The organism is Microbacterium sp. ZW T6_19 (assembly GCF_044987465.1).
Lineage (GTDB): Bacteria > Actinomycetota > Actinomycetes > Actinomycetales > Microbacteriaceae > Microbacterium > Microbacterium natoriense_A.
In genome coordinates this window covers 202807-228575 of sequence record NZ_JBJDRH010000001.1, presented here as the reverse complement: position 1 = coordinate 228575, position 25769 = coordinate 202807, and the positions used below count along the sequence as shown (strand labels likewise).

Here is a 25769-nt window from a genome sequence, read left to right as displayed (position 1 = left end):
CGATGACGGTGATCGAACTGGACGGGATCACCGGGTTCCGAGACGTCGGCGGAATCCCGGCAGGGGGCGGGGTGATCCGCACCGGGCAGCTGTTCCGCTCCGGGCACCTGGCCGGACTCGGCGAAGAGGCAGCGGATGCCGTGCGCGCCCGCATCCGCCGGATCATCGACCTGCGCGCCGACGACGAGGTGGCGGAGGACGTCACGGCCCTCGAGGGCATCGCGATCACGCGGCTGCCGCTGTACCTCGGATCGACCAGGTCGTTCTTTCTCGAGGACTACAGCCTCGGCGAGATCTACACGCACCTGCTCGGGCGCTCGTCCGCGCAACTCGTCGCAGCCGTGCGGATCATCGCGGCGGGCGAGCCCACGCTCGTACACTGCACCGCCGGCAAGGACCGCACGGGCGTGACCATCGCCCTCGCGCTCGCGGCGGCAGGCGCCGATCGCGAGGCGATCGTCTCCGACTACGCGCTGACGGCACAGCTCATCCCCGATGAGCACCGTCGCGCGACCTCCGAGCGCCTCGCGGCCAAGTATCCGCAGTCGCGGCACGCCTGGATGCTCGCGACCGAATCTCCCGCCGAGGTGATGCGCGCCTCGCTCGCCTCCGTCGACGCCGAGTGGGGATCGGCCGCCGACTACCTGCTCGCCCACGGCTTCTCGATCGAAGAGCTCGCCGCCCTCCGCGCAGCCCTCGTCGCCCCGGCATCCGCCGCGCCTTCCGAAGGAGACCCCTCATGACGGCATCCGCTGACCTGACCTGGTTCACCGAGGCCCGCCTCGGCATGTTCGTGCACTGGGGCCTGTACTCGCTGGCCGCCCGGCATGAGTGGGTGAAGAACCACGAGCGGATGACGGATGCCGAGTACGAGCCGTACTTCGCGCACTTCGATCCCGACCGCTACGACCCGCGGGCGTGGGCCCGCACGGCGAAGGCCGCCGGAGCCGGCTACGTCGTGCTGACCGCGAAGCACCACGACGGCTTCTGCCTGTGGAACTCGAAGCTCACCGACTACACCTCGGTGAACACCCCCTTCGGTCGTGACGCCGTCGCCGAGTTCGTCGACGCCTGCCGCGCAGAGGGCCTGCGGGTGGGCCTGTACTACTCGCTCATCGACTGGCATCATCCGAGTTTCCCCGTCGACGGCACGCACCCCCAGCGTGACGACGAGGAGTTCAAGGCCGCCGCCGCGAACCGCGATATCCGCGACTACCAGCGCTACCTGCACGGTCAGGTGCGCGAGCTGCTCACCGGGTACGGGCAGATCGACTACCTGTTCTTCGACTTCTCCTACACCCACCGCCCCGACTACTGGGGTGGCAAGGGCGCCGCCGACTGGGACGCCGAGAACCTGCTCTGCATGGTCAGGGCGCTGCAGCCGCACATCATCGTCAACGATCGACTCGGCATCCCCGGCGACATCGTCACACCCGAGCAGTACCAGCCGCTCGAGCCGATGACGCGCGACGGCGAGCGCGTCGCCTGGGAGGCCTGCCAGACCCTCGACGGCAGCTGGGGCTACGACCGCGACAACCTCGACTCGAAGAGCCCGGAGTCGCTGATCAAGCTCCTCGTCGACGGCGTCTCGAAAGACGGAAACCTGCTGCTGAACGTCGGCCCCGACGGCCGCGGGCGCATCGACGCCACCGCGCAGCGCACCTTCGCCGAGATCGCGGCCTGGATGGACGATCACGCGCGTTCGATCCACGGCGCAGGCCCCGCTCCGTGGCAGGCGCCGAGCGACACGCGCTACACGCTCAGCGGCGACCGGCTCTACGTGCATCTGTTCTCCTGGCCGTTCAAGCACCTGCATCTGCCGGGCCTGGCGGGCAAGGTGCGCTACGCGCAGCTGATGGCGGACGCCTCCGAACTGGTGCCGCTGCACGTCGATCCCGACCGCGTGGCGCAGAACACGCTGATGGGCGGGCTACCCGACGGGACCCTCACCCTCCAGCTGCCCATCCAGCGACCCGACTCCCCCGTGCCCGTGATCGAGCTCTTCCTGACCGACGCTTCCTGAACCGACCTGACCCCTTCCCCTCGCACCATCCCTCAGGGATCGTGCACCGCGGGGCCCGGTCATCGACCCCTGCCATCCGCACCCATCCCTCAACGAGGAGGAACCCATGAAACGCAGAACCTTCATCCTGTCGGCCGTCGCCGGCGCAGCTGCGGCGATCACGCTGCCCCAGCAGGCCGGCGCGACCGTGCTCGGCCGCCCGGCGGCATCCGCTCGTGTCGTCCCGATGCTTCCGGGCCGCGGCCCGTACTCGCACGTCTCGAGCGTCGACGAGCTTCGCGCGGCGATCGCGTCGATGACCAACGGCGGCACGATCATCGTCGCTGACGGCACCTACGCGGTCCCCGAGGGAGCGCCCATCGACCTGACGGGCGCCGGTGGCCGGTGGAACAAGCCGCTGACGATCATGGCCGCGTCCATCGGCGGCGTGACCCTCACGGGCGCGCAGAGCTTCCTGTTCCAGAGCGCCCACGACATCGTCATCAGCGGCTTCGTGTTCACCCAGTCGACGACCATCGAGATCGCACCCACCTGCAACGCGATCACCCTGAGCCGCAACGAGTTCACGCTCGCCGACATCGAGGGTATGCACTGCATGATGGTGCGCGCCGACAACACGGTGATCGAGTACAACCACTTCCACCACAAGTCGACGCTCGGCATCTTCCTCGGCGTCGAGGGCGCGAACGCGACCGAGATGGCCGAGAACGTGCACATCCATCACAACTACTTCTCCGACCACAGCTTCGCCGGCGACAACGGCGGCGAGCCGATCCGCCTCGGCGTGAGCCCGCGCGCGCTCAGCAGCGCGCGAGCGACCATCGAGTACAACCTCTTCGAGCGCACGAACGGCGACCCCGAGGCGATCTCGGTGAAGTCCAGCGACAACACGATCCGGTACAACACGATCCGCGACAGCGGCGGCGGCATCGTGCTCCGGCACGGCAACCGCACCAGGGTCGAATCGAACCACATCATCCGCGGCGAGCGCGGCATCCGCATCTACGGCAACGACCACGTCATCGTGAACAACTACATCGGCGAGACCGCCGACACCGCGATCGTGCTGGGAGCAGGCACCGTGCGCGACCACTACGAAGGCGAACCCGCGAACTCCCGCAACAAGAACGACGCCGTCGACCGCGTGCGCGTCGCCCTCAACACGATCGTGGGAAACGCCGGCGGCATCTCGGGTGAGACGCACCGTCCGATCCCGCCCGCCGATTGCGTGATCGTCGACAACATCGTGGTGGGCGACGCGGGAACCCTCGCCACGGTGCCGACGGGCACGGGATTCACCTGGGCGGGCAACATCCTGTGGGGGGCGGCACCCGACGGCGATCTGCCCGTCACGGGATTCACGCGCGTGAATCCGCTCCTCGCCCGCGACGCGGCCGACGTGCTGCGCATCAGTGCGGGCAGCCCCGCCGTCGACGCGGCGACGCAGGACCACTCCGCCTGGGCGCGCGACGACATCGACGGGCGCAAGCGCAAGGGCGCCGCCGACGTCGGAGCGCACGAACTCACCCCGGCGCACGCCATGCGCGAGCCGCTGACAACCGCAGACGTCGGGCCCTTCGCCCCCTGATCCGGTCCCCACCGGCGGCCGGTCGCGCTCACTCCGAGCGCGACCGGCCGTTCTTCGTGGTGCGTCCGCCGGGCGCCGGTCAGCGCGCGGCGGGTCCTGTCGAGCCGCGCACCACGAGGGTGGTCGCGAGGTCGAAGCCGTCGCCCGGAACCTCGTCGCCCGTGACCCGGGCGAGGAGGGCCGCCATCGCGTGATCTCCGCCCTCTCGGAGCGGGGATTTGACCGTGGTGAGGGCAGGCGAGGTGAAATCCGCGCCGAAGATGTCGTCGAAGCCGACCACGCTGATGTCTGCGGGGATGCGGATGCCGGTCTCGACGAGCTCCTGCATGAGGCCGATGGCGATGAGGTCGTTGTAGGCGAAGACCGCTGTGGCGCCGCTGTCGCGCACGGCCACGGCGGCGCTGCGCCCGCCGAGCACGGTCGGGGCGACGGGTTCGAGGGTCACGAGCTCGATGTGCGCCCATTCGCACCGCTGTGCGAGCAGCTCGCCGCGGCGACGGGCCATCCACGACAGCGCGGGACCGGGCACGTACGCGATGCGGGAGTGCCCGTGTGATCGCAGATGCCGCACCGCCTCGGCGATGCCGTGCTGCACGTCGGGCACGACCGAGAGCACGTCGTCGACGAGACGGTTCACGACGGCGACCGGCTTCTGCCTGGCCAGCGCCGTGATCTGCTCGTCAGACATGCGCGGGGTCGCCAGCAGCAGCCCGTCGACCATGCGCAGCATGCGCTGCGCCCTCTCGTACTCGCGCTCGTCAGACTCCTCCGACTCGGTGAGCACGAGGGTGTATCCGGCGCTGGTGGCAGCCGCCTCGGCCCCGCGGATGACATCGAAGAACACGGGGTTCGTGATGTCGGAGACGACGAGACCGACGATCGACGTGCGCCCGGTCGGCAGCGCTCGAGCCATCGGGTTGACCTGGTAGTTCAGCGTCTCGGCTGCGGCGCGGATCCGGCGCTCGGTGACCGCGTTCACCCGTCCCGGCCGGTTCAGCGCCCGCGACACGGTCGACGGGTTCACGCCGGCGAGCTTCGCGACGTCGTAGATGGTCACGCTCTCCGTCGGAGTCGCGTCGCCCTCGCCGAGGGCATCGACCGCGGTGTCGTCTGCCATGGTCTAGCTCCTCACTGCATCGCCGCGCACCGCGCGGACCGTGCTGTCCTCCAGCCTACGGATTCCGCGGTCGACCGCGGTTCGCATTGCACGCGCGGCGGCATCCGCTTCTCCGAGCACCTGGGCGATCTGTTCCGACGAGCGCCCGTCGTGCACCGCCCAGGCGGCGATCGCGGATGCCGCGGCATCCCCTCGGTCACCAGAGGCGAGCGCGTTCGCGAGCACCGGGACGATGCGCACCGGCAGTTTGTGAGCACCGTCCAACGCGATCTGCGCGAGCCGGTGGCGGATGCGCGGATTCGCGAACCGCGCGCGGGTGGCGGCGATCGCCTCGTCGATCTCCCCGCGCGGCAGCTCACAGCTCGCGGCGGCGCTCTGCCAGTAGTCCTCGACGAGTTCGCGCAGTTCGGGGTCGGCGAAAGCGCCCGCGACGTCGTCGAAGCCGCGGAGCAGCCCCTGGTACGCCAGCAGCGAGTGCGCGCCGTTGAGGATGCGGAGCTTGCGCTGCTCGAAGGGCGCGAGATCGCGGGTCGTGCGCACCCCGACCTGATCCCAGGCCGGTCGGGGACCGACGAAGCCCTCCTCGATCACCCACTCGGAGAAGGGCTCCGTCACGACGGTCCCGTGATCGCGGATGCCGGCGATGCGCTCGACCTCGTCGATGTCGGCATCCGTGGTCCGGGGAGTGATCCTGTCGACCATAGAAGAGAGGAAGACGACGTTGTCGTCGATCCAGTCGGCCAGGCGGTGATCGATCGCCATCGCGACGTCGAACACCACGGCGCGCGTGATGCCGCCGTTGTCGGACAGGTTGTCGCAGCTGATGACGGTGAGCGCTCCCCCGCCCGCAGTCCTCCTCGCCTGCAGGCCCCGCGCGATGCGCGTCGCAGCTGTGCCGTCGCGGTAGCCGGCCTCGGTGATCGTGAGGGTGAGGATGTGGGTGTCGGGGTCGGCCATGGTCGTCTGCCAGGCGTGGGCATCGGCCCCGTCGTGGACGGAGCGGATGCTGCGCACCTCGCTGATCTCGTCGCCGTCGGCCGCTCGGGTGATGAGTGTGTACGTCCCGCCGCGAGCCTCGAGCAGACGGGCCTGCGTGGCCGATCGCCCGGTGAAGGCGGCGATCCGCCACGGTTCCCCCACTGCGCCGGCACGGTCGGTGTACCAGGCCTGATGAGCCCGGTGGAAGGCGCCGACGCCCAGGTGCGCGATGGTCGGTGGCATGCGGTCTCCTCATCTCAGCGCCGACGGCGTCGTCGGCACACGACATTCTATGGCAAACGGTTGCCATATCGGAGGGAATGACGATACGGTCGACTCAGGGACCACGCATCCCCGCACGACCGCAGAAGGACATCATGCCGACCACGAAGATGCATCCGGATCGGCTGTTCCCCAGCGATCCCGCCACCCGCGACATCGCCCGCGAGCTCTACGCCGCGGTCGCCGACGCGCCGATCTGCTCGCCACACGGCCACGTGCCGGCATCCCTGCTCGCCGACAACGAGCCCTTCGCCTCGCCCACCGAGCTGCTCATCACGGGCGACCACTATGTGACGCGGGTTCTGCACGGCGCGGGCATCCCCCTCAGCACGGTGCAGGCGCCGGCGGGAGAGCCGGCTGTCGACCCCCGCGAGGCCTGGCGCGTGCTCGCCGCGCACTGGCATCTGTTCCGCGCGACACCGGTGCAGTACTGGCTGGAGTACCAGCTCGGCGAGGTGTTCGGCGTGACGACCCGTCTCTCCGCCGAGACCGCCGACGCCGTGTACGACGAGGTCGACGACAAGCTGAGGGACGAGGCGTTCCGCCCTCGCGCCCTGTTCGAGCGCTTCGGCGTCGACGTGCTCGCGACGACGGACGATCCGGCCGATGACCTCGCCACCCACCGCGCGCTCGCGGCCGATCCGAGCTTCGCGGGTCGCGTGCTGCCGACCTTCCGCGCCGACCGTGTCATGGATCCGTCGGCCCCCGGCTGGCTCGCCGCCGTCGACCGGCTGGCCGCGGCATCCGGAATCCCCTGTGACACCTATGAGGGCCTGCTCGCCGCGCTCCGCGCACGCCGCGCGTTCTTCCGCTCCGTAGGCGGAACGTCGAGCGACACCGGTGTGCCCGACGCCTGGGCGATCCCCCTCGACCCGGCAGAGGCTGCTCGCATCCATCACGCCGCCTTCCGCGGCCGCGCCACGGCGGCTGAGGGCGTGGCGTATCGACGCGACATCCTGTACCGCCTGATCGAGATGGCGGCGGATGACGGCATGGTGATGCAGCTGCATCCGGGCGTGCACCGCAACCACCACGCGCCGACCCTCGCCAGGCACGGAGCGGACACCGGCCACGATATGCCTCTGCCGACCGGGTTCACCGAGCCGCTGCGGCAGGCGCTGAACGACTTCGGCACGGGCACGGCTCTACGGCTCGTGCTCTTCACGGTCGACGAGACCGCGTTCTCCCGCGAGCTCGCACCTCTCGCCGGCTTCTACCCGAGCGTGTACGTCGGGGCCCCGTGGTGGTTCCTCGACACCCCCGACGCCATGGAGCGCTACCGCCGCGCGATCACCGACAGCGCCGGTTTCGCGAAGACCTCGGGCTTCATCGACGACACCAGGGCGTTCTGCTCGATCCCCGCGCGGCACGACATGGCCCGGAGAGCGGATGCCTCGTATCTCGCGTCGCTCGTCGCCACGCATCGCCTCACCGAGGCGGATGCCGCGGAGATCGCCGTCGAACTCGTGAGCCGGATCCCCTACGACACCTTCCGCATCCCGCGCTGAGCCGTGTGGCCCGCGGCCGTGCGTGGCGGGTGTGCGCACGGGTGGGCGCGGCCGAGCGTGCGCGAAGATGCCGTCCCCGAATGAATGGCGACCACAACGCGCACCCCGATACCAGCATCCGATCGCTCTGCCCGAAATCCTGCTCGGGTGCGCATCAATGCCGCTCGCCGCGCCCGAAGGCGACCACAACACGCACCTCGGTGCCGCACCGGAGCGAGCGCACAGAAGCGCCGGGCGAGAGCCTCGCCCGGCGCCTCCACCCTCAGGTCAGGGCGCGGTCGGACCGACCTTCGCCGTCGTCAGCGGGGCACGGGTGGCCGCGTTGCTTGTCACCTCGTGCGCACCGACGTCGTAGACGCCTGCCCGCTGGCGGCCCTCGATGTCATCCGTCACCCAGGTGCCGTGGTCGGTCATGAAAGCCGCATTCACGGCGGGGCTCGACGAGCCGATCTTCCACACGCCCGCCGCGTCCTGCGCGAGCTGCGGATTCACCCGCGTGTAGCCCACGGTGGGGATGTTGCCGTTGGCGGCCGAACCCCACAGGATGTTGCCGCGCCAGTAGAAGTCCTGCATGAGCGGGACATCGGCGAGCTTGTTGGTGCTGCCCTGGAAGATGTTGTCGACGATCGTCACGTTCCGTGGCTCGATCGTGCGGTGCGTCTCGCCTGCCAGGCCGTTGACGTTGTTCACCACGGTGTTCAGACCGATGCGGATGCGGTCAGGAGCGTCGTACTGCTTGCGCGATTCGGTGCTCTCCCCCACGAAGTGGTCGCGCACCGTGCCTGAGCCGACGACGATCGCACCGTCGACGTTGCTGATGCCGCTCACGTAGTTGTTCATGATGACGTGGTCGTTGCCGTAGATGCGGATGCCGTTGTCGCCGTTCAGGATGTAGTTCGACAGCACCTTGTTGTTGTTGCCGTGACGCAGCACGATGCCGCCCTTGCTGTTGCGGATCGTGTTGTACCTGATGGTGTGACCGCTGGATTTGACCGAGATCGCCTCGGGGTCGCCGTCGGCGTCCTCGAACAGGTTGTACTCCACGATCGCACCTCCGCTGGAGAGCGCCTTCGGGCTGGTGCCGAGCCGGATCGACTCGCCGCCGTTGCCACCCGTGAAGGTCTGGTCGGAGAAGTAGTTGTGGTGGATGTGGGAGTTCTTCGCGACGGTGTCGGTGCCCGGCCCCTCGATGCCGAGGTAGACGCCGATCGTGCTCTTGCCGTGGAACCAGTTGTACGCGACCTCCGAATCGTCCGAGCGGACGATCAGGTTGTGCTCGGCCGACTGGGCGAAGACGAACTCGTTGCGGATGAAGTCCACCGCCTTGCTGCTCGAGCCCACGTCGATCGTGGTCGACTGGGTGAATTTGAACCCCTGGATGCTGACGTCGTGCACGCCGGAGAAGGAGAAGCTCGATGATCCGGTCAGCGTCACGCCGCCGACGGTCTCGGCCTTGATGGTCACCGGTTCGGACGAGGTCCCCGAAGCGCTGGAGCCGAGGCTCACCGCCGAGGAGACGCTGTAGCTGCCGTTCTTCAGCACGATCGTGTCACCGGGGTCGGAGTTGTTGATCGCGCTCTGCAGCGCCGAGATCGAGGTGACTGTGGTGGTCTGGCCGGTGTTGCCGCCTCCTCCAGTGGTTCCCGCCGCGCCGTAGATCTGGACCTCCCACAGTGAGTAGCCGTAAGCGGTGCCGCGCGCGGTGCCGTAGACCCGCAGATAGCGGCCGGTTCCGCTCAGACCCGTGATGTCGTCGGTGCCGCCGTTGCCCGCGGTCTCGTCCTTGAGCGTGGTCCAGGTCGTGCCGTCAGCGGAGATCTGCACCTTGTACTTCGAGGCGTACGCCTCCTCCCAGTTCAGGAGCACACGTGAGACCGTCGCGCCCTCGCCGAGGTCGGCGGTGACCCACTGGGGGTCGACGCCCTCCTGGCTCGCCCAGCGCGTGGTCGAGGATCCGTCCACCGCGGCGGATGCCGGAAACGCGGACGTCTCCAGCGAGGATGCCGTCACCGGACGCCCCTGCGAGATGAGCGCGTCGGCGAGCGGTCCGACTTCCGCGGCGATCAGCGGACCCGCCTGCCCGGACGGAAGCGCGGGCGCGGCGGATTGCGGGGCGAACTCGGCGGCGCTCGCGGCAGCCGGCACGCAGGTCAGCGCGAGAGTCGCGGCGGCAAGCACCGCGATGGCCCGATGTGTGGTCTTCATCATGCAGTTTCCGATCTTCATTGATGGGGGTGGGGGGTGCTGCGTCAGGATCACGGTGTGACCGTGATGTTCGTGAGCCCGTTCACGGCGCCGGTCACGGTGTTCGAGGCATAGACCTTGTTGGGGTTGCCGGAGCACTTCGACGTCGAGGAGACGAACACGGCGTAGCCGCCGACGCCGCCGAGGTCGGAGTCGTTGCCGCGCCAGATGTTGCCGCATCCGTACCCGGTCAGCGGATTGTGCGTCTCATAGCCGTTCGCGAACGTGCCGGGCGAGGAGAACGTTCCGGTGTTGTCCTCGAAGAGATACCCGTTTCCCTTCACGTCGATCCAGGAGTCTGCCGAGTTCTGACCGGAGAGCCCGGTGCCGTCGAAGCTATTGCCGCGCACGACTCCGCCCTCGGTGCCCTCTTTGATGTCGATGTGCTCGGCGGCGATGCCGGGCCCGAAGGCGTTGCCGATGACCTGCACCCGATCGGAGCGATCGCGCCCTGAGGAATCGGCGTAGCAGGTGAAGTTCGAGTTCGCCGAGCCGAGGTAGAGGCCCTCACCGTAGCCGGGCTGAGCGAGTCCGGTGCGTGTGATCTCGGAGTTCTTGATGACCCCGTCGGCCGAGGACTTCCGGAAGTGCACGCCTTCGTCTTCGATGTCGCGCACGAGCACGCCGTCGATCGCGACGTGCGTCGCGGTGTCGAGCACGATGCCCTTCTTAGCGTCGGCGACCGTGAGCCCGGTGATGTTCCAGTACGAGGCGCCGTAGAGCCAGAGCCCGTACCCCGAGTCCCAGCCGTCTCCCGGGTGCGGGCATCCGTTCAGGGTTCCGCTGGGGCCGTCGTTCGTGATGATGGCGGTGCGAGGGCCGGTGATCGTGATCGGAGCGGATGCCGTGCCCGGCGTCGTCGCGACGAAGCTGCCCTGGTAGGTGCCGGGGGCGAGCCGGATGGTCTGGCCGGGAGTCGCCGCCGTGAGGGCTGTGCTGAGCTGGGCGGCGGTGGAGACGTCGATGATCGTGCCGCCTGTGCCGCCGCCGGGTGTGCCGGCGGTGCCGTAGACCTTGACCTCGTAGAGCGAGTACCCGTATGTCGTGCCGCGGGCGGTGCCGTAGATGCGCAGATACCGACCGGTTCCGCTCAGGCCTGTGATGTCATCCGTGCCGCCGTTGCCCGCGGTCTCGTCCTTGAGCGTCGTCCATGACGAACCGTCGACCGAGACCTGCACCTTGTACTTCGACGCGTAGGCCGCCTCCCAGTTCAAGACCACCCGTGACACCGATGCCCCGGCGCCCAGGTCGACCTGAATCCACTGCGGATCCACACCCTCTACGCTCGCCCACCGGGTCGACGACGACCCGTCAACCGCGGCCGACGCCGGGAACGCCGACGTCTCCACAGACGACGCCATCGCCGGGCGCCCCTGCGAGATCAACGACTCGACCGCAGCAGTGACGGCCGCCGCCTCGGCAGGACTCGGAGCGGCGGCGGTTGCAGCCGTCGTGGTCGCCATGCCGAGGGGCAGAGCCAGCGCTGCGGCGGCGCACACCGCGAGCAGCCGTCGGTGGAATGTGGTGCGTGCGTGTGACATCGTCGTCTCCTGCGCCTTCGGAAGAGCATCCGACAGGGCCGGTCGGCCCTGTTCGTAAAACTTCTTACCATTACTTGATCATGACGCGCCAGCGCTTTTGGCAAACGCTTGCCAGATCGAGTGGAATCACTCTATGCCACGAGATCGCTCTCACGCCAGCACCGGGTGCGGAGGCGATCTCCGGTGCAGATGTGCGACCATGGCCCCGAGCGCACGAGGAGGTGACGCGATGCAACGAGATGCGGCTGAGCGCCGACGTGACCACGTCGTGATCGCGGTCGTCCTCTACGTGTTCATCTCTCTGACGGCCGGGCTCTACACGTTCATGCGAGCATTCGAATCCGTCGGATGCTCCGGGAGCTGCGACCTCACGGTGATGTACTACTCGAACGTGCCGTTCGTGTACGTGGACATCGGGCTGCTGGCTCTGGTCCTGCCGACCCTGCTGATCCTCGGGCTGCTCCGTCGCCCGGTCCTCTGGCTCGCAGTGTCAGCGCTCATCGCGATCAGCGCGCTGGCGATCGCCTCGAACGTCGTGTTCACCGTGGCTCAGACCACGGGCAACAGCTGACGACTACGCGCCGAGATACCCCCGCAGGCTCGCGGCCTCGGATGCGAGGACCGCGGGGTCGTCGCCGGGCACGAATTCGAGCAGGGCGTCGCGCGGCGGATTCTCAGCCGCGGAGGCCTCGACGAAGAACCGCGTCCACAGGGCGTCCCTGGCGCGCAGCGGCAGACGCTCCTTGCTCGGCCACCAGGAGAAGACATGGGCGGCGCTGGTGTGCGCGCCGAGGGCGCGATAGTCGTCGAGCACGGCGTCGACGGATGCCGCGACGGTCGGCTGCCAATAAGTGCGCAGATGTGGGCTCGCGACCTCGTCGAGCAGGCGGAGCGTGGCCAGAGCCGTCGCCGCGAGAGTGCCGGAGTGGAACTCCAGGGCGAGCTCGATGCCCCGCTCCCCCGCTTCGGCCGCCGCGGACCGCAGACGATCCACGGTCTGCGCCCAGTCGGCATCCGTCGCCTCGGCCGCGTCCACGGAAGCTGCCCAGATACGCACCCGATCTGCGCCGAGCGCTTCCGCGCTGTCGAGGATCGGCGTGAGCTCCTCGTCGGCCCCGGCACGGAAGTACGAGCCGTAGGAGGCGACGGCGAGACCGGCATCCGTCGTCGCCTGGGCGACCTGCTCGGCACGCGTGACGTCACCCGGCGGCACGTGCACGTCGCCGCCCCACTCGATGGCCTCGAGCCCGGCGGATGCGGCGAGCGCCACGATCTCCTCTGGCGCGAGCGCGCGGAACGTCACCGAGCAGAGGCCTGGACGGATCGCGATCATGTGTTTCATCCTGTCTGTTTTCCGGTCGTGTCGGAAGCCGGGCGGATCGGGTCCACGTTTCGTCTCGCTTCGCTCGCTCAACGACCAGATCCCTCCGGTCGTTGAGCGAGGAGCGAAGCGACGAGACGAAACGCGATCCGGGAGCCGTTCTCAGCGCAGGTACGGGGAGACCGCGGAGCCGAAGGTCTCGCCGGTACGCCGGACGACGTGCTCCGGAGCATCCGCCCAGATGTCGGCGTTGAAGATCTCGACCTCGATGTCGCGGTCATATCCCGTCGCGATCACGGCCTTCGTGAGCGAGCCGAAGTCGATAACGCCGTCGCCCGTGTAGTGCCGCGACAAAAGCACGTCGGCGGCGAGCGGGGTCTTCCAGTCGCACACCTGATAGGTCGCGATGCGCCCTTCTCGCCCTGCGCGGGCGATCTGATCGAGCACCTGTGGGTCCCACCAGATGTGGAAGGTGTCGACCGCGGCGCCCACCACCGCGGAATCGAAGTCGGCCGCGATATCGAGCGCCTGGCCGAGCGTCGAGACGACGGCGCGATCGGAGGCGTACATGGGGTGCAGCGGCTCGATCGCCAGAGTCACTCCGGCTTCTTCCGCGAACGGCGCCAGGGCGCCGATCGCGTCGCGGACCCGCTCACGCGCGCCGATGAGGTCGCGCGATCCCGCCGGCAGGCCTCCCGCGACGAGAACGAGAACGGCCGTCGAGCCGTCGGCTCCGGCAGCCGCGAGCGTCGCGGTCTCCTCAATGGCGCGACGGTTGTCGTCGAGAGCCGCGACCCGCTCCGGCCCCTCAGGCAGCGTGAAGAACCCGCCACGGCAGTGCGTCGTGAAGCGAAGCCCCGAGTCGGCCAGCATCCGCGCCGCCACGTCGAGGCCCACCTCGTTCACCGGTTCGCGCCAGAGTCCGATGGCCTGGATGCCGGCATCCGCGGTGACCCGCAGGGCCGTCTCCAGGTCCGCGTGCTTGATCGTGGCCTGATTGATCGACAGGCGGGGGTCGACGCTCATGCGTCCACCCCGTTCAGGCGCAGCATCCCGTGCCAGCGCTCACGCGCGAGCTCTGGTTGCTCCAGGGCGAGCGACGCGTTCGCGAGCTCGACGATGCGGCTCAGATGCGGAAGGCTCCGCGCCGAGTGCAGGCCGCCGACCATCTGGAAGGCGGGCTGGTGCCCGTTGAGCCAGGCGAGGAACGCGACGCCCGTCTTGTAATAGAACGTGGGAGCGGCGAACACCTGGCGACTGAGCTCCTCGGTCGGTCCGAGGATCTCGAGGTAGCGGGCGGGGTCGCCGGCATCCAGCGCCTGGATCGCCGCCGAGGCGACCGGCGTGATCGCGGCGAAGGCGCCGAGCAGCGCGTCGGAGTGCCCGCGCGCCGACCCGCCGAGTTCACGTGTTGTCGCCGACTGCACGGCCTGTTCGTGCGAAGTTCCCGTGCTCTCGGCGAGATCACGTGCTGTCGACGCAGGGGAAGGAATCTGATCGCCGCCGATGAGCGAGACGTAGTTGAAGTCGTCGCCCGTGAACATCCGCACGCCCTGACCCGCATCGGCAGAGGGCAGCTGCGAGCGCACCGAGATCTCGGACTCGGCGTTCAGCAGGCTCATCTTCACACCGGCGACCTTGTCGGGGTTCTCGCCGATGATGTCGAGCAGGACTGCGGATGCCGTCTGCCAGTCGTCCGCGCCGAAATAGCCGGCCAGCTCCGGATCGAATGCCGTGCCCAGCCAGTGCAGCACGACCGGCACGGTCGCCGAATCGAGCACCGTGCGATACACGCGCCGGTAGTCGTCGGCCGACGACGCGACCCGCGCCAGGTGACGGGACGCCATGAGCACGGGCCCCGCGCCCTGCTCCTCCGTGAAGTGCAGCTGCTCCTTGTAGGCGTCGATCACCGCGTCGAGAGAGATGTGCGACTCGAGAACGTGGTCGGTGTTGACGCCGACGACGACCGACCCTCCCTCCTCGCGGGCGACCTCGGCGCTGCGAGCAATGAGCTCACGCGTCGCTGCGGCGTGGAGACCCATGTTGCGCTGCGCGGTGTCCATGGCGTCGGCCACACCCAGGCCCCACGAGTACACGTTGCGACGGAACGCGAGCGTCGAGTCCCAGTCGATGTCGGCGGGCTGGCCGGGGGTGTTGTCGGCGTGCACCTTCGGCACCACGTGAGCTGCAGCGTAGGCGACGCGGCTCTGCAGAGCGGATGCCGGGCGCGAGTAGCCTCCGGAGTCGTTCAGCGGAGCATCCGCCACCGTCCCGTCGGCGGCGAGAAGTCGAAGCGTGCCCATCAGAGCGACAGCTGCTCGATCGCGACCTTGCGGCCTTCGGCGCTCGACGTCAGCCCCGCCTCGGCGAACTGCACGCCCTTCGCACCGGCGAGCAGGTCGAACGGGTATTCGGTGCCCGAGACATACGAGACGATGTACTCCTGCCACTGCTGACGGAAGCCGTTGAGGAAGACGTCGTTCGTGGGCACCTTCTGCCAGTCGGCGTCGTAGTCGTGGCCGTCTTCGAGGTCGGGATTCCAAACTGGCTTCGGCGTGGCGTTGCGGGGCTGGATCTTGGCGCCGAACAGTCCGACGACGGCCGATCCGTGGGTGCCGTCGACCTGGAACTCGACGAGCTCGTCGCGGTTCACGCGCACGGTCCAGGACGAGTTGATCTCGGCGATGATGCCGCCCTCGAGCTCGAAGATGCCGTAGGCCGCGTCTTCGGCGGTCGCGGTGTAGTGCTCGCCCTTCTCGTCCCACCGATCAGCGATGTGCACCGCCGCCTGCGCGTAGACGCTCTTGACCTCGCCGAACAGGTTCTCGAGCACGTAGTTCCAGTGCGGGAACATGTCGGAGATGATGCCGCCGCCGTCTTCCGTGCGGTAGTTCCAGCTCGGGCGCTGCGCGGGCTGCCAGTCGCCCTCGAACACCCAGTAGCCGAACTCCCCGCGGACGGACAGGATGCGGCCGAAGAAGCCCGAGTCGATCAGGCGCTTGAGCTTCTGCAGACCCGGCAGGTAGAGCTTGTCGTGCACGACGCCGGTCTTGACACCTGCCGTCTTGGCGAGGCGTGCGAGTTCGAGGGCTTCCTCGAGGGATTCGGCGGTGGGCTTCTCGGTGTAGATGGCCTTGCCCGCCGCGATGGCCTTGCGGATGGCGGATGCACGCGCCTTCGTGACGAGGAAGTCGGCGTAGATCTCCCACTTCGGGTCGGCGAGGGCCGCGTCGAGGTCGGTCGTGTAGTCCTCGATGCCATGGAGGGCCGCGAGTTCGGCGAGCTTCGCCTCGTTGCGCCCGACCAGGATCGGCTTGACCGTGACACGAGTGCCGTCGGAAAGCTCGATGCCGCCCTCCTCGCGGATCGCGAGGATCGAGCGCACGAGGTGCTGGCGGTACCCCATGCGTCCGGAGACGCCGTTCATGATGATCCCGATCTCGCGGGTCGTCGCCTGTGACATTGCTGGTCCGTTCTCTGGGAAGCTGTCGCGCGACCCGATCGGGTAAGCGCTTTCCGACAGCATGGCACGGAAGTCGTCGAGCATGCAACCCGAGCCGAATGTTCGAGTCTGTTCATCTGTTCACCTGTGTGCGACGGGGCCTGAGAGCATGGCAGCGGCCGCCGTCCTCCCTGGCGTCGGCGCGTGCGATTCGAGGAGGAATCACGTGCACACGAAGAGAACGAGAATGCTCGCTGCCGCTGCAGTGGGCGCATTCTGCCTGACCGGGATGCCGCTCTCGGCATCAGCAGACAGCGGCCTCGCCGGCTCGACCCACTACGCCAGCGACCTGAACTGGATCACCGGCGAGAACGGCTGGGGACCCGTCGAACGGGACTTCAGCAACGGCGCCCGAGCCGTGCCCGACCCTGATCGCAAGATCATCTCGATCCGCGGCGCTCAATACCCCAAGGGGCTCGGTACCCACGCCCCTGCGCGCATCGTCTACGACCTGAACCAGGAGTGCACACAGGTCCTCGGGTACGTCGGTATCGACGACAGCCAGAGCGGCAAGGGCCGCGTCGACTTCGTCGTGACGGTCGACGGCGTCGAGCAGTTCCGCATGGCGCGCACCGGTGCCGATCCTGCCGGCCGGCTCAACCTCGATGTGCGCGGCGCCGACATCGTCGAGTTCCGTGCCGAAGCCGGCCCCGAGGGCAACGGGAACGACCACGCCGATTGGGCGGATCTGCGATTCAACTGCACGGACGGCTTCGTCGCGCAGCCGCTCACCCTCACCTCGGAGGGTACGGATCTGTCGCTGCTCGCGCCCGGCATGCCGGTCTCGATCGCCGTCGACGGTGCGGCCCCGCACTCTCCGGTGACCGTGCGCTTCGGCTCAGCCGAGGTCGTGGTCAATGCCGACGGCACAGGTCGTGCCGTGGCCGCTCTCTCCGTCCCGGCCGATGCGAGCGCCGGCGACTACGCCATCACGGCATCGGCGGCTGCACCCTTCGGCGCCACCGCCGAAGGCAGCATCTCGGCTCACGTCGTCGAGGTCTCCACCCGGAAGTATTACGTCGACTGCTCGGCCACAGCCTCGGGTGACGGCTCCGAGATCTCGCCGTTCGCCTCTCTCGCCGAACTCGCCGCTCGTGGGACCTTCCAACCCGGCGAGTCCATCCTGTTCCAGCGCGGCGCCGAATGCGTCGGCGCCTTCGCCCCGAAGGGATCAGGGCTGAGCACCGCGCCGATCACCGTGTCGGCCTACGGTACCGGCGACGCGCCGGCGACGATCAACGGTTCCGGCGCCCTCGCCGGCATCCACCTTCTGAACGTCAGCAACTGGACCATCGACGGCATCCGGGTGATCAACCCGGGCACGCCGGATCAGCGCCGCGTCGGAATCCTCGCCGAGATCAACGACGGCTCTGTGCGCGCGGGCATCGTGCTGACGAACAACCACATCGAGGACGTCGCCGGATGGTCGGACAAGACCAGCCTCGGCAACGCCTTCTCCCGCTCGGCGGGCATCTCGGTGCTCGGCGACGGGATCGGGGCTTTCGACGGCATCACCATCACCGGCAACGAGGTCAACGACACCGCCGCGGGCGGCATCAAGCTCTCGGCCCCCGACACGACGAAGCGATACAACACGAAGGTCTACGTCGCGCACAACACGATCCATGACGTCGGCGGCGACGGCATCGTGATCCACAACTCCGACAAGCCGCTCATCGAGTACAACTCGGCGCTTGATCTGGGGCACGGCAAGTACCCGTTCGTGAAGGGCAACTTCGCCGGCATGTGGCCCTACAACTCCGTCGACCCTCTGTTCCAGTACAACGTGGTGGGCAACAGCGTCGGCTCGACGTACGACTCCACGGCGTGGGACTGCGACATGAAGATCAAGGGCTCATGCACGTTCCAGTACAACTACTCGTACGGCAACGCGGGCGGCTTCTACCTGGACTGCATCTCGGGCTGCGGCACTGCTTCGACGACGGCCACCGCGATCCTGCGCTACAACGTCTCACAGGACGACTGCCGCCTCGCCGGCTCCAGTGGCGGCCCCGGCACGCACCGCATCTACAACAACACATTTTCGTGCACCCGCGCCTTCGAAGACGACATGACGGCCCCTCGTGAGATGAAGAACAACATCATCATCGCGCCGAGCGGGACGTTGAAGACGACGAACGCCGTGTACGCGAACAACGCGTACTTCGGCGGCATCACCGCCCCGCCGACCGAGACAGGCGCAGTCGTCGGAGATCCCGGCTTGATCGCCGCGGGCAGCGGTCAGTTGACCCGCGAGCTTCCGGGGTATCGACTGGCAGTCGGCTCGCCGTTGATCGGAGCCGGAACGACGATCGCGGATGCCGGGACGCAGGACTTCTTCGGTGATCCGCTGCCCGCGGGCGATCCGAACATCGGCGCGTACCAGGGCGCGGGCGTGGAGCGCACAGCCCTGCCGTTCTCGAGTCTCGTCAACCAGACGGCGGTCGCGAGCGCCGCCAACCCGCGCAACGGCCAGATCACCGCTGATCTTCGCGCGTTCTCGGAGGAGGCTCTGGCGGATGCTGGTCTCGACGTCGGCGTGCCCGTCAGCGTGTTCGAGACCGAGGTCGAATGGCACCCCCGAGCTGTGGGCACGCCTGACAGCGTGAAGACCGCAGGCCAGGAGGTTGCCCTTCCCGGGGCGGCCGAGGCGCTCGTCGTCATCGGCTTCTCCGCCGGATCGACGTCGTCGGGCATGGCCACCGTGCACTACCAGGACGGTACCAGCGAGGACATCGAGCTCAGCCTGCCCACGTGGTCGGCGACAGACGCCGAGGCCCTCGCGACGGCCGCCTCCCATTGGCAGCGGAGCACGCCGTACATCGGCGGCACGATCTCGACGGTGGATGCTCCGGCATCCGTCTTCGCACAGCGGATACCGCTGTCCGGCCGCCCCGTCGCAAGCGTCACCCTCCCCGCGGGGAGCACGATGCCGGGCGACGGCCTGACCCTGCTGGGCATGTCTCTGGACGTCCCCGACCTGACGATCGACGCCGCCGTCGGGACGCAGTGCAAGGGCAGCGGAGCATGGGTGCACACCACGGTGAGCAACAGCGAGGATCAGGCGGTCGAGGTGACGGTGATCACACCGCTCGGGGAGAAGACCCGCTCGCATCTGCCCGCAGGCAAGGACGTGACAGTCTCGTTCAAGGCTCCAGGTCGAGTCGCTGCCGGCGCGTCGACGGTGGTGGTCACTGCGGCCGACGGCACCATGACCACGCGCGTGCAACCGTACGCCGCGCTCACGTGCCGCTGAGTCCGGGCGGCCGGTCAAGGGGGGGTGTCCGCCGTCAGGCGGGTGCCCCCTGCCGCCGCGCTCGCGTTCGCGGTTCACACAGACGGATAGCCTGACAGCGTGATCGCCGAGGAGAGACGCGAGCGGATACTCCGCGAGGTGGTTCTGCGCGGACGTGTCGAGGTGCTCGACTTCGCCACGCGCCTCGGCCTGTCCGGCATGACGATACGACGCGACCTCGCCGTCCTCGCAGAACGCGGCCTCGTGCGAAGGGTGCACGGCGGAGCAGTGCTGCCCGACGACGCCGAGTCTCCGGCGACGGGAGCACGGGGAATCGGCTCCTCCTCCCGACCGCTCGCGACGATCGGCCTCATCGTCCCCGACGTCTCGTACTACTTCCCGCCGGTGATCCGCGGGGCGGGCGAGGCTGCCCGGGCCGCCGGCATCCGACTGGTCCTCGGCGCGACGAACTACGACGCGAGAGAAGAGGCCAGACAGCTCACACGGCTGAGCCGGAACGGCGTCGATGCGATCATGCTCGTCACCGCACGCCCCCAGATCGACGACCTGACCACCTGGGACACGATCGCCGGCATCGGCACACCCGTCGTGCTCGTCGAACGCTCCGCAGGCGGCGCACCGACCTCGCTGCGCATCGACGCGGTGCGCAGCGATCACAGCTACGGCGCGGAGATCGCCGTCGACCATCTGGCCGAACGCGGCCACCGCAGCGTGGGTCTGCTGTGCCGGGAGAGCGCGACCGCGCCGTGGATCGTTCGCGGTCATTCGAGAGCGATCGCACGGCAAGGCCTGGATGCGACGGCTCCTGTCGTCATGGCGCCGTCGCCGCGCTGGGGAGACGGCTCGACCTCCGACGTTCTTCGAGCCTTCCTCGACGGCTGCCTCGCAGCGGGGGCGCAGGCGGCGCTGGTCCTCCCCGACGAACTCGCGATCGGGCTCCTGAGCATCGCCGAGGAGCGCGGACTGCGCGTACCCGAGGACTTCGCGATAGTCGCCTACGATGACGAGATCGCCGCCCTCGCCGGGGTGCCGCTGACGGCCATCGCCCCGCCCAAGCTCGCCGTCGGCCGCAGAGCCCTGGAGACCTGTGTCATGCGCCTCGGCGAACGCGATCAGACTCCGTCACAGCGCACGAAGCTCGCGCCCACGCTGAACGTGCGCGACTCGAGCTGAGTCAGGCCCGTGCGCGCATCTCCCACGACGTGACTCCGGGAAACGGCGTGAAAAAGATCCGCGACACCACGGCACCCCACGACGCCTCGAGGTGCGGATCGTCGGTCGATCGTGATGCGATCTCGACCTCGGCAGCGTCGTAGGTCAGCCGAAGAGCACGCGATCCGTGCCGTCCCGGCACGAGCATGCCGCCATCGATCCGCTCGGGGACCCCGGCGCACACGACCGAGATGCGGGTGCCCTCGGCGCCGACCGCGACGCCCTGGTCGCGGACGATGACCTCGCCGTCGCGGAGGCGGATCTCCCGCGTCCACTGACGATCGGCGCCGAGCGGCCACGCATAGGCCGCGCTCAGGTCGATCGACCAGCCGTCGTCGAGCGACCTCATCGGCGCCTCCCACTGTCGGCCAGGCTGCTGCTCGAGCCCGTGCGGGTGCGGGAGACTGTGCCATGCGCTGCCCAGGTGCCACAGGGAGTACCGCTGATCCGAGAACGTCGTGGCCGTGTACACGCCTCGGCCGAGGTCGGCGAGCAGCGGGACGCCGTCCACCGCGACCGCGACGGATCCGAGATCGTTGTGATTGTGGCTCTCGGCGTTGTGCCCCGCCTTGGCGATGACGGCGAGCCCGCCGCTGTCGCCCGCATGCTCGCGCCGGATGCCGACGGCGATCGAGGCGAACTCGACCTGCGCGGGAAAGGGCGCCCGACGCGGTGCCGTCGCCCTCCATCGCGCATCGAACGACTCGGCGACCATGCGCCCGATCCCGCCGATCGTGTCAGCCTCCAACCCGAGGATCGTTCCTTCGCGTCGTCGGCCGGCGGCGAAGGCGGCCGTGTCGTCGAGGCCGCACAGGCGGGCGGCGCGGAACAGCGAATGCCAGGGCGCATCGGCGCCGATGCGCGCTTCGGCGTCGGAGTAGCTCGCGACCCAGTCGTCTCCCAGCAGCATCCGCTCGGGAAAGCGAGCGAGTTCGCGCAGGCCGCCGAGTGCTCCCTCGGCGATCTCGGCACCGATCGCCCCTGCAGACAAAGTGTCCAGAAGCGCCAGGGCGTCGAAGGCACGCCCGGCTCCCTGCCACCAGTACGCGAACCCCTCGTCGATGCCGCCGTCTGCGGGAAGCTGCGCGAGATATCGATCGACGCCGTCGACGCATCTGTCGAGCACCTGCCGACGGCGTTCTCCGTCGGTGAAAACGAGGGCGGCGGGGATGACATTGCCGACGATCCACGCCAGCCAGTTGTTGATCTCGCGGTTCTCCCACCACCAGTCGTGGCGATCCATCAGGGGCGACAGGATGCGGCGTTCGACCTCCGATCGCAGTCGTGGAATCAGACCCGGCACGTCGGTCTCGAGCGCGTCGCCGAGGGCGAGGGCCGCCCATCCGGCGAGCGCCGCGGCCTCCCCCGCCCCCAGATCGAGATACGGGCGGGCGATGTCGGTGGCCATCAGCCCGCGGGAGAACGAGTCGTCGTGTGCGGACCAGCACCAGGTGGACTGCTCGCACAGAGTCCACAGGCCGTCGGCGGCCTCGAACACCCGGGCCGACGTGGGATCGATCCCCGCGGCGAGAACGGCCAGGCGGATGCGGCGCTTGTGCGCGAAGTCGACGTCCTCGTATGCGCGGCGGTCGCCTGTCCGTCCGAAGGCCGACCACTGCGACAGTCGAGGAAGGATCCACGGCGTGCCGCTCTCCGCATCGGCGGCCGCGAGGATCAGGTCGCGGGCCTCGGGAGCGATCGACTTCCAGCCCTCGCGGTCGGAGACTGACGGAACCATAACCGGCAGGTCGTCTGCGTGCGCCGCCTGCCAGATCCCTCGCAGGGCTCCGCGCTCGATCAGACCGCCGGACGTCCGGCCGCCGGCCTCCGCCCCGCCGCTCATGCCATTCCGGCCCCGCCGCGAGGCGCCTCGTCGAGGCCCCGCGTCCGGCCGAGACCGGCCGCGGGCTCGGGTCGATGAACGCCGCGCGGTCGATACCCGACGGCGTCCGAGATGCCGAGCAGGTCGCTGAGATACCACACGATCGCGAGCCACATCTCGGTGCCCTGAAGCCCGGGCTCGGTCGCGACCAACCCCTGACTCACCGGAGACGGCTCGCGGAAGGAGAAGCCCGCATCGGGGACCCACGTTCGCAGAGCGTCGGACAGGAGACTCGTCGCGAGCTCCTGCACCTCCGCCGCGCGGTGCCCCGTGCCGCGGGTGAGCCAGAGCGGATGCACGATGTCGAGCACGTTGCACGCGTCACGTGCACCCGGTGAGAACCAGCGGGGTTCGCGCGCGTGGCGGAGGACCGTGTCGACCACGCGCTCCGGATGCGGCACGGAAACTCCGAACTGGGCGAACGTGCCTCGCGAGGCCCGGTAGAAGCCGTTGACGATCGGGAGCAGACCGCGGTCGGGCGTCGCCGACCCCCACATTCCCGTGTGCGGATCCGCGTTCAACAGGAGCCAGCCGAACAGCGCCTCCTCGACACCCGCCAGCACTGCCGCTCCTGCGCTCTTCTCCCACAGCAGCGCAGTCCCGAAGGCGTCGACGTGGTGACCGGACGTCCAGGCGTCACTGTCCCACGGCAGGCTCTCGCAGAGATCGACGACCCGTTGCGGCGTCGCGTCGGTGACCCAGGTGAGCATCGCGGGGAACTCGGAGCCCAGCAGCTCGAGCGCGTATCCCACGCTCAGCACGTGATAGGCGACGTCGTCATGCGAGAAGTCCAGGCCCTCGAGCTGCCGGCCGTCAGGCCCGAGCGGCGCGACCGCGCCGGTCTCGGCGTTCTGCCACCCCTGCAGGAGGGCGATGTGCTCGGATCGCTGGCGCTGCGGCGGCACCGCACCGAGCAGCAGATCCGCGATCTCGATCGCGTCGGCCTGGGCGCGCACCGTGGGGGCAGCACCCGGACGGTCGGCGAACAGCATCCGCTCTTCGTTCCATGTTCGGTCGAGGATCGCGGCGGCCTCGCCGCGTGCGCGGGCGCCGAACTGCGCGACGCGCTCCGCCAGACCAGCGGCAGCAACCGACGCGGGGCCGCTCGCCGGCTCGACACGCCAGCGGATGAACTTCGCAGGATTTCCGCCGACGATCGCGCCGGCCGGAACGTCCTTGGTGACGACCGCGCCGGCCGCCAGCACGGAATGCGAGCCGACGGTGACGCCGTCGAGGATCACGACGTGCGAACCGATCCAGACATCGTCGCCGATCGTGATGCCCTGCGCCGTCAGAGGCTGGCGGAACACCGGCGTGCCCGGCTCCATCGAGTGATTGAAGCCGAGGATCGAGGTGTGGGCGCCGATGCGCACGGCGTCGCCCAGGGTCACTCGGCCACGGATGACGGTGTACGCATTGATGCTGCAATCGGCGCCGGTGACGAGCTCGCCGGTCAGGTACGCCCCGGCCGCGATGTACGTGCGGTCACCGAGCCGGAGGACGTCGTGATCGACGGACGCCAGATCGGAGACGAAGCACTGCGCGCCGAGCTCGCGATCGGCGCGCCCGTCGACGAGAGCCCGCAGACGTCGACGCTGCGCCTCCTGTCGTTCGGAGTCGGCGTCGCGCCAGAAGCTCCAGGGCGAGAACTCCTGCGGATCGACCGGGGCGGTGTTCACGCGCTGAGCTCCATGTCGGGCTGCGTGATCACCTGCGACAGAGCTCCTCCACGCAGCAGCGTCTCGACGTCGTCGAGCGCCGAGTCCGCGAGCCGGCGCGCCTCGGTGCCCATGGACCCTGCGATGTGCGGGGTGAGCGCGACGTTCGGCAGCGCCCGCAGCGGTGAGTCCGCCGGCAGCGGGTCGGGTTCGGTCACGTCGAGCACGGCGTCCAGTCGCCCTGAGGCGCATTCGTCGAACAGGGCGTCGTGGTCGAGGATCCAACCGCGTGCCGTGTTGATCACGGTGGCGCCGTCGCGCAGGGTCGCGAGCTGCGGTCTGCCGATCATGTGGTGGGTCTCGGGGAGCGCCGGGGCGTGCAGCGACAGCACGTCGACGCGCCCGAGCAGCGTCTCGAGCGAGACGAGCTCGGCACCTGCGGCGGCGACGACCTCCGGCGGGACGAAGGGGTCGGACACGAGGATGTGCACGTCGTCGAGCTGGCGCAGCATCCTCACCACCCGTCGCCCGATCCGCGAGAAGCCGACGATGCCGACCGTGCGGCCGACGCTGCCATACTTCGGCGAGCCCACCAGGTCGCCCCAACCCAGCACCTCTGCGGGCGTGCGCATGTGCACGAAGGCGCGCTTGAACGCGAGGATGATCGACGCGAACGTGTACTCGGCGACGGGCACCGCGTTGGCATCGGCCGCCGAGGTCACGGTGATGCCGCGCTCCCAGAGCTCATCGGAGACGAGACCCTGCACGCTCCCCGCGGCATGCACCACGGCGCGCAGCCGCGGCATGCGGTCGAGCAGGTCGGCGTCGAGTCGCGGCGCGCCCCACGAGGTCAGCAGGATCTCGGTGTCTGCGAGGTCGCCGTCGTCGATCGGCAGCGGCGCAGACGAGGTGAGGGCGCGCAGGCGCTCGAGGCGGGGGGCGTCGAACAGCAGATCGAAGACCTCGGGACTCATCGCCGTGCGCACCCTCACGCGCGCACCTCTTCGAGATCGAGCACCGGGCGCAGCGTGTAGCGGCCGTTCGCCCAAGCCACGTACAGCGCCGGGGCGCAGGTGAGCCCGATCGCGATCGCGGGCATGGTAGTGAACAGCGCGAACTGCACGCTCAGCACCGCGAACGAGAGCGCGGTCAGATACCAGCGCCGCACGCTCAGGTAGAGCGCCGCCTTGACGATGTCGCGCAGGCGCGCCTGCGGCGCCTCGGCGAGCGCGACCAGGGCGACGAGTGCCGTGGCCACGGCGATCACCGTGAGAAGCGCGAGCACGGGGACCACGACGACGGATGCCGGCAGCGCCGCCACCGCGCGAACGTCGACGAGCAGGACGACGACGGATGCCGCGGCCGCGGCGCCGATCAGCATCCCCTTGCGCCAGGTCGCCCTCCAGCCGCGCAGGAACGACCGCACCACCTGCGGCTCACCACGTCCGAACTCGCGGAACGCGGCGAACGCGCCTGTCAGCGCCGGGGCTGACAGCGGCGCGGCGAGAGCCAGCAACGGCCACGACAGTCCCGGGTCGGTCGTGATCAGCAGCACCACGACCGGGGACGCCGCGACGAGCACGAGGAAGTTCGTCATCAGGCCGAGGTAGACGACGCCCAGGATCGTGGCCCAGGTGTCGTGCGAGATGCGTGTCAT

At 69.1% G+C, this 25769-nt stretch carries 19 protein-coding genes; 7 read left to right on the top strand and 12 right to left on the bottom strand.

Going from position 1 to position 25769, the window contains the following annotated elements; all coding sequences use genetic code 11:
• Nucleotides 1–2 precede the first annotated feature (2 nt).
• The 3 genes from ACI3KT_RS00880 (at nucleotide 3) to ACI3KT_RS00870 (ending at nucleotide 3611) form a co-directional block, all read left to right on the top strand.
• Nucleotides 3–743 (top strand): tyrosine-protein phosphatase, encoded by a 741-nt coding sequence (locus ACI3KT_RS00880; RefSeq protein ID WP_404901897.1) that lies wholly within the window; start codon nucleotides 3–5, stop codon nucleotides 741–743.
• The gene (locus tag ACI3KT_RS00875) at nucleotides 740–2023 is read left to right on the top strand and encodes an alpha-L-fucosidase (protein WP_404901896.1); all 1284 of its coding nucleotides are present in this window, start codon (nucleotides 740–742) and stop codon (nucleotides 2021–2023) included. The genes ACI3KT_RS00880 and ACI3KT_RS00875 overlap by 4 nt, the downstream gene beginning before the upstream one ends.
• 106 nt (nucleotides 2024–2129) lie before the next feature.
• Complete coding sequence (locus ACI3KT_RS00870; protein WP_404901894.1) at nucleotides 2130–3611, top strand: polysaccharide lyase 6 family protein; 1482 nt, start codon at nucleotides 2130–2132, stop codon at nucleotides 3609–3611.
• Between the two features lie 79 nt (nucleotides 3612–3690).
• Here the strand turns inward: ACI3KT_RS00870 and ACI3KT_RS00865 are convergent, their stop codons facing one another.
• Together ACI3KT_RS00865 and ACI3KT_RS00860 are read right to left on the bottom strand one after the other, a co-directional pair.
• Nucleotides 3691–4728: a LacI family DNA-binding transcriptional regulator gene (locus ACI3KT_RS00865; protein ID WP_404901891.1), complete on the bottom strand. Its 1038-nt coding sequence runs from the start codon at nucleotides 4726–4728 to the stop codon at nucleotides 3691–3693.
• Nucleotides 4729–4731: 3 nt separating this feature from the next.
• Nucleotides 4732–5949 (bottom strand): mannitol dehydrogenase family protein, encoded by a 1218-nt coding sequence (locus tag ACI3KT_RS00860; RefSeq protein WP_404901889.1) that lies wholly within the window; start codon nucleotides 5947–5949, stop codon nucleotides 4732–4734.
• 134 nt (nucleotides 5950–6083) lie between these two features.
• Between ACI3KT_RS00860 and uxaC the strand changes: the two genes are divergently transcribed.
• Complete coding sequence (gene uxaC / locus ACI3KT_RS00855) at nucleotides 6084–7496, top strand: glucuronate isomerase (RefSeq protein ID WP_404901887.1); 1413 nt, start codon at nucleotides 6084–6086, stop codon at nucleotides 7494–7496.
• Between the two features lie 267 nt (nucleotides 7497–7763).
• On the opposite strand, the gene ACI3KT_RS00850 is transcribed toward uxaC, so the two are convergent.
• Both ACI3KT_RS00850 and ACI3KT_RS00845 read right to left on the bottom strand, forming a co-directional pair.
• On the bottom strand, nucleotides 7764–9704 hold the full coding sequence (locus tag ACI3KT_RS00850) for a chondroitinase-B domain-containing protein (protein WP_404901884.1): 1941 nt from the start codon (nucleotides 9702–9704) through the stop codon (nucleotides 7764–7766).
• Between the two features lie 47 nt (nucleotides 9705–9751).
• On the bottom strand, nucleotides 9752–11281 hold the full coding sequence (locus tag ACI3KT_RS00845; RefSeq protein WP_404901883.1) for a discoidin domain-containing protein: 1530 nt from the start codon (nucleotides 11279–11281) through the stop codon (nucleotides 9752–9754).
• 229 nt (nucleotides 11282–11510) lie between these two features.
• Here ACI3KT_RS00845 and ACI3KT_RS00840 point away from each other — a divergent pair, with 229 nt between their 5' ends.
• Nucleotides 11511–11852, top strand: coding sequence for a hypothetical protein (locus ACI3KT_RS00840; RefSeq protein ID WP_404901880.1), 342 nt, complete (start codon nucleotides 11511–11513; stop codon nucleotides 11850–11852).
• 3 nt (nucleotides 11853–11855) lie between these two features.
• Here ACI3KT_RS00840 and ACI3KT_RS00835 read toward each other — a convergent pair whose 3' ends face one another.
• The 4 genes from ACI3KT_RS00835 to ACI3KT_RS00820 all read right to left on the bottom strand — a co-directional run bounded on the left by ACI3KT_RS00835 (nucleotide 11856) and on the right by ACI3KT_RS00820 (nucleotide 16065).
• Nucleotides 11856–12614 carry a sugar phosphate isomerase/epimerase family protein gene (locus tag ACI3KT_RS00835; protein ID WP_404901877.1) on the bottom strand — a complete coding sequence of 253 codons (759 nt, stop codon included), beginning with the start codon at nucleotides 12612–12614 and terminating at the stop codon, nucleotides 11856–11858.
• Nucleotides 12615–12764: 150 nt separating this feature from the next.
• Nucleotides 12765–13628, bottom strand: coding sequence for a sugar phosphate isomerase/epimerase family protein (locus ACI3KT_RS00830; RefSeq protein WP_404901875.1), 864 nt, complete (start codon nucleotides 13626–13628; stop codon nucleotides 12765–12767).
• Complete coding sequence (locus tag ACI3KT_RS00825; RefSeq protein ID WP_404901872.1) at nucleotides 13625–14905, bottom strand: dihydrodipicolinate synthase family protein; 1281 nt, start codon at nucleotides 14903–14905, stop codon at nucleotides 13625–13627. Before ACI3KT_RS00825 ends, ACI3KT_RS00830 begins: the two co-directional genes overlap by 4 nt.
• Nucleotides 14905–16065, bottom strand: coding sequence for a Gfo/Idh/MocA family protein (locus tag ACI3KT_RS00820; protein WP_404901870.1), 1161 nt, complete (start codon nucleotides 16063–16065; stop codon nucleotides 14905–14907). Before ACI3KT_RS00820 ends, ACI3KT_RS00825 begins: the two co-directional genes overlap by 1 nt.
• A 205-nt stretch (nucleotides 16066–16270) precedes the next feature.
• Between ACI3KT_RS00820 and ACI3KT_RS00815 the strand changes: the two genes are divergently transcribed.
• Both ACI3KT_RS00815 and ACI3KT_RS00810 read left to right on the top strand, forming a co-directional pair.
• Nucleotides 16271–19360 carry an NPCBM/NEW2 domain-containing protein gene (locus ACI3KT_RS00815; protein ID WP_404901868.1) on the top strand — a complete coding sequence of 1030 codons (3090 nt, stop codon included), beginning with the start codon at nucleotides 16271–16273 and terminating at the stop codon, nucleotides 19358–19360.
• 99 nt (nucleotides 19361–19459) lie between these two features.
• On the top strand, nucleotides 19460–20533 hold the full coding sequence (locus ACI3KT_RS00810) for a substrate-binding domain-containing protein (RefSeq protein WP_404901866.1): 1074 nt from the start codon (nucleotides 19460–19462) through the stop codon (nucleotides 20531–20533).
• A gap of 1 nt (nucleotide 20534) precedes the next feature.
• Here ACI3KT_RS00810 and ACI3KT_RS00805 read toward each other — a convergent pair whose 3' ends face one another.
• The 4 genes from ACI3KT_RS00805 to ACI3KT_RS00790 are packed head-to-tail and all read right to left on the bottom strand — an operon-like array spanning nucleotide 20535 to nucleotide 25769.
• Nucleotides 20535–22415, bottom strand: a complete 1881-nt coding sequence (locus ACI3KT_RS00805; RefSeq protein WP_404901864.1) for a hypothetical protein — start codon at nucleotides 22413–22415, stop codon at nucleotides 20535–20537.
• A complete protein-coding gene (locus ACI3KT_RS00800; RefSeq protein ID WP_404901862.1) occupies nucleotides 22412–24133 on the bottom strand; it encodes an acyltransferase in 1722 nt (573 codons plus the stop codon). Before ACI3KT_RS00800 ends, ACI3KT_RS00805 begins: the two co-directional genes overlap by 4 nt.
• On the bottom strand, nucleotides 24130–25104 hold the full coding sequence (locus ACI3KT_RS00795) for a hydroxyacid dehydrogenase (RefSeq protein WP_307298998.1): 975 nt from the start codon (nucleotides 25102–25104) through the stop codon (nucleotides 24130–24132). The genes ACI3KT_RS00800 and ACI3KT_RS00795 overlap by 4 nt, the downstream gene beginning before the upstream one ends.
• A complete protein-coding gene (locus ACI3KT_RS00790; RefSeq protein WP_404901859.1) occupies nucleotides 25101–25769 on the bottom strand; it encodes a DUF624 domain-containing protein in 669 nt (222 codons plus the stop codon). Before ACI3KT_RS00790 ends, ACI3KT_RS00795 begins: the two co-directional genes overlap by 4 nt.